The sequence below is a fragment of the Sedimentibacter sp. MB31-C6 genome, from assembly GCF_035934735.1.
In the GTDB taxonomy this organism is placed as follows: Bacteria; Bacillota; Clostridia; order Tissierellales; family Sedimentibacteraceae; genus Sedimentibacter.
Map to the genome: position 1 here is coordinate 2,847,233 of NZ_CP142396.1, position 14,647 is coordinate 2,861,879.

Annotated in this window: 11 protein-coding genes; 3 read left to right on the forward strand and 8 right to left on the reverse strand. The window is 31.6% G+C overall.

What is annotated here, in order from left to right; genetic code table 11:
* Positions 1-19: 19 nt before the first annotated feature.
* Both U8307_RS13690 and U8307_RS13695 read right to left on the reverse strand, forming a co-directional pair.
* A complete protein-coding gene (locus U8307_RS13690) occupies positions 20-616 on the reverse strand; it encodes a TetR/AcrR family transcriptional regulator (protein ID WP_326908713.1) in 597 nt (198 codons plus the stop codon).
* A 169-nt stretch (positions 617-785) separates the two neighbouring features.
* Positions 786-2,882, reverse strand: a complete 2,097-nt coding sequence (locus tag U8307_RS13695; RefSeq protein WP_326908715.1) for an FAD-binding protein — start codon at positions 2,880-2,882, stop codon at positions 786-788.
* Between the two features lie 291 nt (positions 2,883-3,173).
* Between U8307_RS13695 and U8307_RS13700 the strand changes: the two genes are divergently transcribed.
* Positions 3,174-4,445 carry a transposase gene (locus U8307_RS13700; protein ID WP_326907343.1) on the forward strand — a complete coding sequence of 424 codons (1,272 nt, stop codon included), beginning with the start codon at positions 3,174-3,176 and terminating at the stop codon, positions 4,443-4,445.
* Positions 4,446-4,635: 190 nt separating this feature from the next.
* Here U8307_RS13700 and U8307_RS13705 read toward each other — a convergent pair whose 3' ends face one another.
* From U8307_RS13705 to U8307_RS13715, 3 genes are all read right to left on the reverse strand, one after another.
* The gene (locus U8307_RS13705) at positions 4,636-5,394 is read right to left on the reverse strand and encodes a zinc dependent phospholipase C family protein (RefSeq protein ID WP_326908717.1); all 759 of its coding nucleotides are present in this window, start codon (positions 5,392-5,394) and stop codon (positions 4,636-4,638) included.
* Between the two features lie 103 nt (positions 5,395-5,497).
* Positions 5,498-6,826: an MATE family efflux transporter gene (locus U8307_RS13710; protein WP_442985525.1), complete on the reverse strand. Its 1,329-nt coding sequence runs from the start codon at positions 6,824-6,826 to the stop codon at positions 5,498-5,500.
* Between the two features lie 225 nt (positions 6,827-7,051).
* On the reverse strand, positions 7,052-8,077 hold the full coding sequence (locus U8307_RS13715) for a YeiH family protein (protein WP_326908721.1): 1,026 nt from the start codon (positions 8,075-8,077) through the stop codon (positions 7,052-7,054).
* A 108-nt stretch (positions 8,078-8,185) separates the two neighbouring features.
* Here U8307_RS13715 and U8307_RS13720 point away from each other — a divergent pair, with 108 nt between their 5' ends.
* Together U8307_RS13720 and U8307_RS13725 are read left to right on the forward strand one after the other, a co-directional pair.
* Entirely contained in the window at positions 8,186-9,061 is an 876-nt protein-coding gene (locus U8307_RS13720; RefSeq protein WP_326908723.1) for a LysR family transcriptional regulator, read from the forward strand.
* Between the two features lie 101 nt (positions 9,062-9,162).
* The gene (locus tag U8307_RS13725) at positions 9,163-11,208 is read left to right on the forward strand and encodes a thioredoxin domain-containing protein (protein WP_326908725.1); all 2,046 of its coding nucleotides are present in this window, start codon (positions 9,163-9,165) and stop codon (positions 11,206-11,208) included.
* Between the two features lie 88 nt (positions 11,209-11,296).
* Here the strand turns inward: U8307_RS13725 and ychF are convergent, their stop codons facing one another.
* The 3 genes from ychF to U8307_RS13740 all read right to left on the reverse strand — a co-directional run bounded on the left by ychF (position 11,297) and on the right by U8307_RS13740 (position 14,179).
* A complete protein-coding gene (gene ychF / locus U8307_RS13730; protein ID WP_326908728.1) occupies positions 11,297-12,388 on the reverse strand; it encodes a redox-regulated ATPase YchF in 1,092 nt (363 codons plus the stop codon).
* A 432-nt stretch (positions 12,389-12,820) separates the two neighbouring features.
* Positions 12,821-13,108, reverse strand: coding sequence for a hypothetical protein (locus tag U8307_RS13735; protein WP_326908731.1), 288 nt, complete (start codon positions 13,106-13,108; stop codon positions 12,821-12,823).
* 150 nt (positions 13,109-13,258) lie between these two features.
* A complete protein-coding gene (locus tag U8307_RS13740; protein ID WP_326908733.1) occupies positions 13,259-14,179 on the reverse strand; it encodes an AraC family transcriptional regulator in 921 nt (306 codons plus the stop codon).
* Positions 14,180-14,647: the final 468 nt, after the last annotated feature.

Below are 14,647 nucleotides of genomic sequence, written 5' to 3' on the forward strand. Positions count from 1 at the left end.
TTTGGTGAAATTCTTGGATTTACTTTCTCATCAGATTAATGAGAGGAAACAATACTTGTTGTCCCATGACGATTAATTCATCGCTTTCTTTCCTCATGCTCCACTGTGTCAAAACCCCCATGAGTGCTGCGCTGAAAAGTACAAAAAAGTCATCACAGCTCATGTTAAGTTGAAAGTCACCATCGCGTAATCCTTTGCGGAGCACTTTATCTATAAAGTTTTGTTGTAACTCTAAAGAGGTATTTTCTTCTGTTGCCAATTCTTCATCAATCATCGCTTTTACATAGGATTTGGTAAATGTATGACCATCCTTGCTTACATAGTTAAGGTAGGATGTAACCGCATTTTGGTAAAGGGTCACAGCGTCAAGGTTTTCGTCGTAAATAAACAATTGACTCAATTCCTTGTTAAATCGTGAAGTTAGTTTAATAAGAATATCCTTTTTTGAAGTAAAATAGCTATAAAATGTGCCTTTGGCTACGCCACAGGCTTTACATATCTGACTAATGGTTACCCTGTCATATCCAAGTTCTCTCACCAACTTCATTGCCATGTCGGTTACTTTTTGTTCAGTTTCAAGTGCTTGTAAGTCGCGGTTGGTTGGTTTTTTGTTCATGTAAAATATCCTTTCGTCTTTTCATTAAATTTATTTTATCATACATATTGTGAAACAACAAGAGTGTCGAAAAGTTTTCAAATGAAGTTTTAATTGAAAAGAATGTTCTTATAAAAGTGCAACGTATGAGTTGAAACCCATACGTTGCAAAAGTAAAATGGAATAGATTTTATCTGTTGCTTACATAATCTGCCACAGACTCACCACAAACATATGCACTGGTGAGAACCCAACCGTTGTTTGCTCCACCATATGTTACATATGGTTTTTTCTCTGTGAAAAGAACGCCTGCACAATCACTACCTACGCAGAAAAGTCCTTCAATTGGCTCACCAGAAGTGTTAAGCACCTGTAAGCTGGTATTTACATCCAGCCCTGCACAGGTGTTGTATGAGTAGCTTGCCATCTTTACAGCATAGTAAGGACCTTCACCAATAGCTTCGAGAAATTGCGCATCTTTATTGAACTGTTCATCCTTGCCGTTTGCACAGTAATTGTTGTAGTTTTCAACTGTATTTTTCAGAGCAGATGAATCTATATCTATGGCTTCAGCTAATTCCTCAATGGTGTCCGCCTTGAAGATAAAGCCCATCTCAATTCCTGCATCTAATACATCATACGTTTCAGGTAAAGGTGTATTTACAGGTATTTCTCCTGTGTAACCAAGAAAACCTGATGACACACCACCTAGGAAATGCTTGAATCCATTGTCACGTACGTCGTTAATCTGGTCACTGCTCCAGATGCTATAGAAATTAGGACCGGCTAACCAAGGATCTAGCATGGCTACACCGGTTTCTGCTGTGAAGCGTTCTCCTTGCATATCGACAGCCAAGCTGTTGGGCGTAATTCCAAGGAACATTGGAAGGTCAGCAACTGACCAAACGCTTTGTTTCCCTGTATTAAAGCTTGTCTGACCTTCAACCTTGTTAATGGGAAAGCCGTAGCTGTGAGGTATGAACATATCTGAACCGGACATGTGAACCTCAGGAGCCATTCCTATGTTATAAGGTGCTGCCCCAATATCGAAGGCAGATTGTATCATCTTGCCGTCATTGCCATAAGAGCCGTAAATTTTCCAAGCGCCCTTGAGTGGAAAATATTCATCTGAAAGATATTTGTTTGTCATTTCTCTATTGCCTAAAAAACCTCCTGTTGCTATAACGACTGCGTCAGCTTTGATTGTGTATTCGATACCGGTCACGCGATTTTTCGCTTTGGCGCCGACAACTGTATCGGTCTCATCGGTTATGAGTTCATAAGCTTCTGTTTCGAGCATGTATTTTCCGCCTAAATTTGTATAATCTTCAACAAGTTTGTCGAAATACGAAGCTATTTCACGCTTGTTATAACCGTGGGTCGGTGCCTCGGGGTGTTCAGCAGGAATATTAGGGTACCATTGGAATTTAACTTTATACCAATCCGCAGGCGTAAAACCTGGTTTGGGGTCAAAATCGAACTTGGCACCATGATCGAGAGCTAACCAGTCGAATGCCGGGCCTGAGTTTTCGAAGTAGAGGTCCAACATTTCTTGCTTGGCGTCGCCTTCCGTATATTCTGTCCATGCTTGATACATGGCATCTGCGTCAGTAAAATCTTCACCATTATTGTAAATTTCTTTTACACGAGGAGGATTGATGGATTGTATTTCGGAGGTGAGAGCAGTAGTGCCGCCGTAGCGTCCCTGCTTTTCAATAACCAAAACATCTGCACCTTCTTCTGCCGCACGAAGGGCAGTATAAGTGCCGCCGCCACCCATACCTATTACTAACACCTGTGTTTCTAGTTCTTCGCTTCCACCAGTTTTTTCTTGTGCTTTTTTGAATGTGTCAATGGCGGATTCTTCATTGCCAGCCGCTACAATTGCCTGTTTGATACAGTCTTCAATTGCCATACGAGCTGCATTGCTGGTAACGGTTGCACCGCTGACCATGTCTACTTTGATAGATTGGCTTTCAAGTATTCGAGGAAACATAGCTGCTGCCACAGCGTCAACCATGGAAGACGTGCTTCCGGATTCTTCATCAAATGCGATGGACTCTATTGAATTTTCAGATACTGTTACCTTAAGTATATCAGGCCAGGACATGCTGAAACCATAGGCCTGTGCAGTATATGTTCCCGGTGCCATCATAGCTTTAGTAGTGTTGTTAGTGCTGTCAGTATTTTCGGTAGATGATGGCTGCGTTTCATTCTGTTGCGTACATCCTGCTACTGTAATTAATATCATGACTAAACAAAGAAACAAACTTAATTTTCTTTTCATTCTATTACTCCTCCTGATTAATATATTTCGTTGACCACCGGTCAATGAGATAAATATATAATAACACTTTGATAATTCATTGTCAATATATATTTAAGTTTAAGTTTCCCCATTTTTTCAAGACCATGATTAAAATAAAAGAATGAAAATAATATTAGTTATCCACAATTTAAGAAAAAAAATAAAATGTTAAACACAGATTTGTTGATTTTACAATAAAAAATGCAAAAATGCTCACCTATATGTTATAATTAATGTGCAACCAAAAACTAAACAAAGGAGCATTCTTGCATGATTAATTATAACAGATTAGCTTATGAATTAAAACGGGATATTTCAAATTTTTCAAATAAAATTTCTACTGGTTTAAAACGTCCTAAAATAAAGTTCTTAACACAGATGATTTACGGTTTACTCGAAGGAAATAAAACTCATTTAAGTGAAATTGCACGTTCTTTAAAAGAATCTATAACTCTTAAAAAAACTATTGAACGTTTGTCAAGAAATCTTCATGATTTTGATGATGGTGATCAGGTTATGGAAAATTATGTTGATATAGTTAAACAAAATATTAAAGATGATTATTCTGTAATTGTCGTTGATAATTCAGACATAGCAAAACCATGCAGTAAAAAGTTAGAAGCTTTAGCTGACGTACGTGACGGTAGTACCGGTAAAATAGTAAAGGGGTACCAAACAATCGAAGCTGCTGTATTAACTTCTAATAGAAAAATGCCTCTTCCCGTTTATGAAAAAGTATTTTCAGCAGAAGAAAAGGGATTTATCAGTGAAACTCATGAAAATATTAAATGTTTAAAGTCACTTAGCGAAAATTTTGGAAACAAATGCATAAGGACATTAGATAGAGGCTTTGATGCAAATGAATATTTTAGATATTTTATTAAGAATAAAGAACGTTTTGTAATACGTATAAAAATGAATCGTAATGTTATCTATAATGATAAAACTCAAAATGTTCTTGATGTAGTTAGTAAGTATAAAGGTAATTATTGTTTAAAATTCAAGGGGAAAAATAAAAAAAATATTGACTGTAAAATTAGTTATATCCCTGTTAGTTTATGCGAATTTCCAAAACAAGAATTAACCTTAATAGTAGTTTACGGTTTTGGACAGATTCCTATGATGTTACTTACAAATTTAAAATCATCTGAAAAGAAAAAGATATCGCTTATAGTAACTAAAGTGTATTTAACGAGATGGCGTATTGAAGAATATTTTAAGTTCAAAAAACAGCAGTTTGATTTTGAAGATATTAGAGTTTGGTCTTTAAAATCTATACGTAATTTTAATCTATTTGCAACTATTACTGTTGGGTACATTGGTATAATGACATCTGAAAAAGCTGATAGTATATTTTTTAAAGAACTTAAGGAATGTTCAAAGAGAATTTATGACATTCCTAAGTTTATTTACTATGCCATTGGCTATGCTATAGAAAGCATTTTAGTTAAAACTAAAGTTGGAATTCAAAGCTTTATACCTAAAAACATTAAATCACAACAATTTGATATCTTCAACTACTTTAAATTAGTGGCTTCATAAGTTTTTAAAAATTGAAAATGGGGAAACTTAAAATATTTAAGGTGTATAGAATCGTCCGTACCTGATATTTGAGTTGCTAATGGAAATATAATCCCCGGATTATATGAGGCAAGAGAACAGCCTTTTTCTATTAGAGAAGGAGTTATCTTAAGAATTGGTATATTATAAATCAAGTTGAAAAACAATGGTTTTATACAAACTGTTTCACAGTCTCCGTCATAATTTTTCTTTTTGCAATTCTTATAGCTTTATTTTTTTGTATATCATAAAAGAATTTATACATTAACCCTGCTGTAGTTTTTTGAGCTAGCAATAAAACTTTCGAAGTAATTTTATAAAAACGCATATGTTCATTTTTAATATTAGAATACATATTATATGTATTTATTGCTTGTTTACTATTATAAAGAATGTAATATTTCAATGAATTATTATATATTCCTCCATTGGAAATTTTAAATTCTTCATGGTGTTTATACATTTTGATTACCCAATTTTCATAACTTCTATGATCGTTTAACAATTCAATATTAGCATGTTGGGGAACTGTTAAATCTTGAATTAAATGACAAGCAGCACCTAGATAAAACATCGCTCCTTTTATATCATCATTAAAATATTCATTAAGGGCTTTTTTATAGTAAAAGATACATTCTCTCTTAGCATTACTATTTCCATATAATCCCCTATCTTTTTTTGGATTATAAAAATGATTGCTACTTTTTAAATCTTGGTCTGCCCAAACAGCGCCTGCATTGATTTCATTAATGTAATTATTTAAAATATTATATACATCTATATGGCCATCATTCTTTAATATTACTAATGACTGATTATTAATAAATTTATGAACAATACATTCAGTTTTGATTATTCTTTTCTTTAATGGATTAACAGCCTTTAAAATATTTTTATATACTAATGAATAAGATCTTTCTATTGATATCATATATTCACCTTTCAAATTAATATATTAAAAGTATTTTGCACATGTTTTATAGTATTATCCTAAGAAAACTTCAATTTTGTTGTATTTAAATTACAGTACATTTTTAAAGGCTTTGTTGAGCATTTTTTCCAAAATACATTCCTATAATTAATGTTATTATTTCTGATAACGGAAAACTAATCCATATCCCAGTCATACCAAAAAAGTATGATAGTAATATAGCTAATGGAACAATAATACATCCGCTACGTAAAATTGAAATAATGTATGCATGTTTTGGTTCGTTTATGGAACTTAATGAAGCTGAAATTATAATATTAATTCCAGCAAAGAAGAAACCAGTGAAATATAGATTCAATCCCCTTGATGCAATTTTAGAAAGGGTTTCTACATTGTCTCTATTGAATATTCCTACCAATGGTTTATTGAAGATAACAACGAGAATATACATTATAACGGAAATAAAGATTGATGTACTAATTGCATATTTAAATAGTTGTCGTATTTTTTCATTATTACCTTGTCCATAATTTTCACTTAATATCGGTTGTGTTCCTTGAGCAATACCTGTATAAATAGAAGTTGCAACTAATGCTAAATTAGCTACAATACCATATGCTGCTACACCGGTATTTCCAGCTTGATTTAAGATAAGTAAATTGAATACAATAAGAATAATACCTGAAGTAATCTCTGCTATAAAGGAAGATACTCCTAAACTACAATCATGAATTAACTGCTTTATTGATAATTTTGACTTTTGAATATGAAAATTATTTTTCTTTTTAAAGTAATGAATCATTAGAATACTCATACTGATAATAGGTGCTAGTCCAGTTGCAAATGCAGCTCCAAACATCCCCCATTTAAAAGTAAAGATAAAAATATAGTCTAGAAAAATATTAGAAAAACTTCCAATTAACATTCCTAACATGGATAATTTAGGATTTTCATCGTTCCTAACAAAAGAAATAAAAATGTTATTAAGAATAAAAAAAGGTGCAAAGGATAAAATTGTTTTAAGATAGATATTTGTCATAGCAAAGGTATTTTTATCTGCTCCTAATAAATTGCTAAGAATTGATGAACCAAATAAACCAATTATAAGAAAAAGTATCCCTGATAGTATACCTATTTTAATGGAGTTTGTAAAAGTAGCATTTGCTTTGTTTTGTTCATTTTTTGCTCGATAAATTGAAAATCTTGTAGCAGCTCCAATTCCAATCATAAGTCCTGTAGCATGAATAAAACTATAAATAGAAATTGATAAATTTAGAGATGTTAATCCATTTGCTCCTAATCCTTTAGAGATAAAAAAGGTATCAGCCAAAATATAGCATGAAATTCCAATCATACCTATAATATTAGTTGTCACATATCTTAAAAATGTCTTAATTAAATTCAATTTAAAATTTCCTCCTAAGATAAGCATAAAAAAAACCTAACAACTATTCCTACTAAGACCTAAAGGAATAAAGTTAAGTACCTTATATGAGTTACCCGGTGGCAACTCAATAGTATTTAATATTAATTTATTAAATATTATCATAAATGACGAATTTTGTAAACATAATTTAGATATAAATAAGAGTTAATTAGTTAAAATGAAACTAATTAACTCTTATTATATTATTAAGTTAAATCTAAGTATAAGGTACTAAAGTTGTCCTAATAATATCTGAACACCAAAAGATACCACGACTACTAATGTAGAAATAATAAATCCATGCATCATTGGTTTAAAGCCAGACTGGGATACTTCTTTAAAGTTTGTTTTTAATCCTATTGCTCCAAGAGCCATAATCATTAAAAATTTACTTATGTTAGAAGCACTATTACTTATACTGTTACTTATAATGCCTGTACTTTTTATTGCTACCATTAAGAGAAACAATAATATGAAATATGGAAAAATCTTTTTAAAATTAATCTTTGGTTTATTAATTGATTTATTGTCTATAATTTGTTTTTTTTGATTTAATTTTGCGTTTATTATAGAAAATATCATGACAGTTGGTATGATTGATAAAGTTCTTGTAAGTTTAACAATTACTGAATAAGCGCCGGCTGCATCAGAAAATGCATAGCCAGCAGCAACTACTGATGAAGTATCATTAACAGCAGTACCTGCCCATAAACCAAACCCCATATCGCTCATTCCAAAATATCGACCTGCTATTGGAAATAAAATAACCATAATTACATCAAAAATAAAAGTAGCTGAAATTGCATAGGCGATATCTTTGTCTTGAGAATCTATGACTGGAGCAATAGCAGCTATTGCTGAACCACCACATATTCCTGTACCTGCTGAAATAAGACTTGATAATTTCCAATTCATATTAAATAATTTGCCAACCAAGTAACCACCACCAAATGCGGTAAAAAGAGTAAAGCACATAACAATGAGTGAATATTTACCAACTTGCAACACCTGCGAAAAGCTTAATGTTAATCCCATTAAAACTATAGAAATTTTTAACACTCGTTTTGAAACAAATTGAATTCCTGTTGAAAATGTAGTGTATTTTGAAATTAATGGATTTAAAAGCATACCAATAATTAAAGAAAATACACTACCACTTATTAAGTGCATTGGAATAAATCTACTAATTAGTAGGGCGATTACTGCTAAAAGTATTGTTAATAAAATACCAGCTGAATATTTTTTTAATGTTTTCATTATTAACACCTCTCAAAAATAATTTTGTATTGATTATATCTTAGAATATCGATAAAATGAAATTATGATTATTTATAAACATATAAAATAAATTTATAGGTGGTAATAATGATAGACTTTAGACATAAAACATTTTTAGAGCTTTGCAAGGTTAGAAATTATACAAAAACAGCAGAAAATTTACATATGACACAGCCTGCAGTAACGCAACACATTAAATATTTAGAACAAATTTATGGTGGTAAGCTTTTTATTTATAGTGGTAAAAATCTTACTATTACAAGCAAAGGTAAAAAACTATATGAGTACACTCAAAGAATGATTGCAGATAGTAAGAAAATTGAAGAAATGGTTATATCTCATAATGAAAATATTACTATATCATTTGGAGCAACACTTACAATCGGAGAATTTGTTATGCCCAGTATTATCAGTAGGGTAATGAAAGAAAAGAAAAATTTGCATTTTAATATGTTCGTAGAGAATACCAAATCACTATTATTAAAACTTCAAAGTGGTGAAATATCTTTTGCTTTGTTAGAAGGCTTTTTTGATAAATCTAAATATGGTTATAAGCTTTTTAGAAAAGAACAATTTATTTCTGTTTGTTCATCAAAATCGCCACTTAAAAATGGGAAATATGCTTTAGAAGAACTTTTGAATGAACGTCTCATTTTAAGAGAAAAAGGGTCTGGTACTCGTGATATTCTAGAGCAAATTCTTCACGAGGTAAATTTAAGTAAAGATAATTTTAAAAGTATAATTGAAATTGGAAATATGAGTGCCATTAAAGAGCTTGTTGCACAGGATTTAGGGATAACATTTATGTATAAAGCAGCTGCTCAAAAAGATTTGGTAAATAGTGAGCTCTATAAAATAAATCTAGATAATTTTGAAGTGAATCGAGAATTTAATTTTGTATATTTGAAAGATAGTGTTCATGAAAATATCTATTTGAAATGGTTTGATTTACTGAGTAAATAAAACAAGTTACAATAGAATATTTTTTTTAAAGGTGGCATTTGTAGTATCTTTATTTTTTTGGGTATAATAAAACGAAATACATTATGAAGGAAGTTGATAAAATGACTAACAATAATGCAGTACCTAATAGAATGATATATGAAAAATCGCCTTATCTATTACAACATGCTTACAATCCAGTTGATTGGTTCCCATGGGGAGAGGAAGCTTTTTCAAAGGCTGAAAAGGAAGACAAACCAATCTTCCTCAGCATCGGATATAGTACTTGTCATTGGTGTCATGTTATGGCACATGAATCGTTTGAAGATGATGAAATTGCTGAGGAATTAAATAATAACTTTATTTCAATAAAGGTTGATAGGGAAGAGCGTCCGGATGTTGATGCAGTTTATATGAATGTAGCCCAAAGAATGACTGGTGCTGGAGGATGGCCTTTAACCATAATTATGACTCCAAAGCAAAAACCTTTTTTTGCAGCTACATATATACCTAAAATAGCACGATATAACATGAAGGGTTTGTTAGAAATATTAGATATTGTAGCAACAAAATGGAAGAATAATAGCGATGAACTAATTAATTCAGGTAATCAAATTACTGAATTAATAAAAAGTCAGGAAGAAAAGGAATATAGGGAATTAATGCCGACTAAGGAATTGATATTTGATGCAAAAAGTATTTTTGTACAAAATTTTGACGAAGAATATGGAAGCTTTGGAAGTAGTCCTAAATTTCCTCAACCAAGTAATTTAATGTTTTTGTTGAGATATTACAAAATGGAAAATGATGATGAAGCTCTTTATATGGTAGAAAAAACATTAGAAAGCATGTATAGAGGAGGAATATTTGATCATATAGGATATGGATTTTCTCGTTATTCTACTGATGATAAATGGTTAGTACCACATTTTGAAAAAATGTTATATGATAATGCTCAATTAGTTATTGTATTAACTGAAGCTTTTCAAATTACTAAGAATGATTTATATAAAGATATAGTTGTTAAAACATTAGATTATATATTAAGAGAAATGACAGATGATAACGGTGGTTTTTATTCAGCTCAAGATGCAGATAGTGAAGGAGAAGAAGGAAAGTATTATGTTTTTACTTTAACTGAAATAATTGATGTTTTAGGCGAAGTAGATGGAAAATATTTTATTAATTATTACAATATTACTAAAGAAGGAAACTTTGAAGGAAAAAATATTTTAAATTTACTTAATAACGAAGATTATTATAAAAAAGATGATAGAATTGAAAGCTTAAATATAAAATTATATGATTATAGGTTGAAACGAATAAAACTTCATAAGGATGATAAAATATTAACTTCATGGAATGGTATGATGATAGCTGCCTTTGCATTAGCTTATAAAACTTTTGGAGATTTAAAATATTTAAAGGCGGCTGAAAAGGCGGTTAATTTTATTGATGAAAATTTAATTGATGAAAACAATAAAATAAGTGTAAGATTTCGAGAGGGTTCTGTTATTGGAAATGGAACACTTGATGATTATGCTTTTTATGTATGGTCATTAATAGAAATGTATAATGCTACTTATAATTTTAAATTTTTAAGTAGGGCTATAAAGTTAAATAATAAAATGATAGATTTGTTTTGGGATAGTAAAAATGGTGGATTTTATATGACAAGTAATGAAGGCGAAAGTTTAATATATAATCCTAAAGAAGTTTATGATGGTGCATTACCATCGGGTAATTCTGTAGCTTCTAATAATTTAATAAGACTTGCTAAAATTACTGGAAATATAGGTCTTGAAGAAGTATCTAATAAGCAGATTACCTTTTTAACTGATATGATTTCTGAATATCCTGCTGGATATACATTTGCTTTGATTTCATTAATGTATGAATTATATCCTACTAAAGAGATAGTTTGTATATTGAATAATAACGAAGGATTAGAAGATATAAATAATATTTTAAAAACAAATTTCATAATTAATACTACAGTATTAGTAGTTAATTATGATGATTTGAAAGAAGTTGGAAATACAATTGAATTCATTAAGGATTATAAATTGAAAAATAATAAAACAACTTTCTATATTTGTGAGAACAAAGAATGTTCATTACCAATTACAGATATCAATGAGGTAGTAAAGATTTTGGATAGTGACTGATTTAATCTGTAGGGGACGCATTGAATGCGTCCCTCGGTATGCATACAATGCATACCCTACAGTGTTAAGGATGACGAGAATTTTGATTTTAAACATTGAACCTAAATAATACAATGTCTCCGTCTTTCATTATATAATCTTTACCTTCAAGGCGCATTAAACCTTTTTCTTTTACTGCGTTCATTGTTTTATATTCAACAACATCATCATAGGATGATACTTCTGCTCTTATGAATCCTCTTTCAATATCACTGTGGATTTTACCTGCTGCTTGTGGAGCTTTAGTTCCTTTTTTAATAGTCCAAGCTTTTGACTCTATAGGACCTGTAGTAAAGAAGCTTATTAATCCTAACAGTTGATAGCTAGCTCTAATTAGTTTATCAAGGCCTGATTCTTTAAGTCCAAGTTCTTGTAAAAATTCCTTTTTTTCTTCTTCTTCAAGAACTGAAATTTCTTCTTCAATTTTACCGCAAACTACAATAACTTCTGAATTATCTTTAGAAGCATGTTCTTTAACTATTTTTACGAATTCATTAGATGAGGGATCTGCTAAAAATTCCTCATCAACATTTGCAGCATATAGTACTGGCTTAGCTGTAATTAAATTAAATGTTTTTAGAAGTTTCAATTCCTCGTCAGTGTATTCTAAGTAACGAGCTGATTTTTCCATTTCCAAAGCATCAACTAATTTTTGTACTAATTCTAATTCAGGTTTCAAAGATTTATCATTTTTGACTAATTTGTTTAATCTTTCTAGTCTTTTGCTCATTACTTCTAAATCAGCTAAAATAAGTTCTAATTCTATTATTTCTATATCACGTTTGGGATCTACTGTGCTTTCAACATGTATTACATTTTCATCTTCAAAACATCTAACTACGTGAACAACAGCTTCAACTTCTCTTATATGAGATAAAAATTTGTTTCCAAGTCCTTCACCTTTACTTGCTCCTTTAACTAATCCGGCTATATCAAAAAATTCAATAACTGCAGGTACTGTTTTACCCGAATTGCTCATTTTAGTTAAAAAGTCTAATCTATTATCAGGAACGCTAACCATGCCTACATTTGGTTCTATTGTACAAAATGGATAATTTGCTGATTCTGCTCCTGCTGATGTTATTGCGTTAAATAATGTGCTTTTACCTACATTAGGAAGTCCTACTATACCTAATTTCATTTTATCTTATACCTATTCAGAAAGCCTTGATTTACAAGGGTTTCTGCCTTTCGTTAAATTTCTTGTACGCCCTTTTTACGCCCTTTTTTTGAAACTGGCGGCATATTCTGTTGAAATTGGCGTATTGCGTTCACCAGTGATTCATCTGTAACATGAACATATCTGTCCATTGTTGTCTTAATGCTTGCGTGACCTAATAGCTGCTGTAAAACTTTAGGCTGTACGCGCGCTCGATAGCGCGTGTAGCGTAAGTATGCCATAAAGCGTGCATACAAAAGCGTTTGATACCGGCTTAATCACACAACTTGTATAGGTGTGTGTCATAGGAGCTGTTTTTTTCGGGTTCTCCTGTTCGCCAGTAGACAGGACAGCTTTACAGTGCATGGGCTTCACGTCCACAATGCACATAGCTCCAATTACAGGTTGAATATTCTATTTGTAACGCTCTTGATAATTGCGTATTGTATTTGGTGCAAGGTCACAAACGATATTCTCAATCCAGTAAGTAAACCATTTGTCTACGGTCATATCGGGAGAAGTGACAATAAAATTATGCCGTTCTTCATATCTTGCATCAGCAAGCCAGTTTTTCGCTTGCGGCAATGTTTCAAAATACTTTTCTTTGTGTTTGAGGTCTTTCGTGTAATATCTTGCAGAGAATAAACCGTCCTTTCTTATCTCAAAAAAGAGTCCAATGCAATAATATATTTTATCATACAACCTCCTTTTTTTCAATAAAATTCAATCCAAACTTCTCGACTTTGCTATATTGTAATATTACGGGCTATGAACTTTTCAAATTCTTGCCGCTTAAAACTCTACCGCCGCAACAACGGTTTTTTTTATTTACCGTTGTGCAGTATAAACAGACTATCTATTTTCTTGTATTGGCTTTACCCATATTTCCATGCAATACCCGTTATCACAATTTGTATAATACTTTTCTGCTGAAAACGGTTCAGTAGTAAGTTGGTGTTTTGGTAGCCATGTACCAAACAGATATTTACCCGCTTTGTCTAACGCTTCTTTTACAAGCAATTCAAAACTTTCTGCTTCTATTTTACAAATGATATATTCACCTTTGGGTAGTTCTTGAATTATAAAATTGCTTGTATCGTGTAACTCATTTTGTAAGTATGCTCCTGCAAAATACTGAAATATCCCTTTCTCGGGTTCAGCCATATAGGACATTCCTAATTCAATATCAAAGTCTATGAAATTAGAAAGTGCCATTTTTTCTTTATGAAATTTTACCCAAAGTTGCCCCGGAACATCAATACCCGTACTTTCACCGACAGGGGTCTGTTCCGCGATATTTACATCAGCAGTAAATCCAATATATTTTTCAGAAGTTGTTACATTCTTTCTTTGAATTTCTAACACAATATCCCCGACAATAAGCGGAACTCCTTCATCAATCAAAATGTAATTCATAGAGATTTCCGGTTTTGTAACAGTATTCATCATTGGACGGCTTTTTTTATATTCCTCTGGTGTAATTCCATAAGTTTCCTTAAAAGCGCGTGTAAAGTTTGCATGACTGGAAAATCCATAGTCTAATGCAACGTCTATAATCCGGTTCTCATTTGTATTGAATGTTTCGATTGCTTTTGATAAACGACGCAATTTAATGTATTCCTGCACCGACTTATTGACCAGTCTCTTAAATAATCTTTGAAAATAAAATGGTGATAGAGAAACTATTTCAGCTAACGTTTCAGTGCTGATTTCTTCCTGCAAATTTTCTTCAATAAAATCTACAGCTTTTTGAATTGCTTCCCATGCGTGCATAATCTATACCTCCTTTATTGTTCTGAGTAGATTATATCAAGTAAAAACAATGTGGACTTTTCACACAATGCTCTTTTTGTTAAAAAACAACTAAACTTTTTTATTTTTCTTTATAAACTATCCATTCATGTACCTAGGGTTAATTACGAGTATATAAACGATTGCTATAACGATGATAAGCATTTCTCCCACTAACAATAGCTTGCTGTAAACTATCGGTTGCAATTCTATGTATTTTTTATTATATAGGAAAGTTCTCCTTTCCTATATAATAAAAAACGAGGATTGCAAAGGACGGAACGTCCTTGCCGTTAAGGGGGGTGCTCAGTAAAAATGCTTTAATAAAGCATTTTTACGCCGAAGGGGGACATAGGTCCCCCTAGCGGCGTTGCGAAGCAACTCTTTTTATGAGTCTATTGAATCGACTAAAACAATTTCACAATAGTAGAGATACCGAAGTAAATCAAA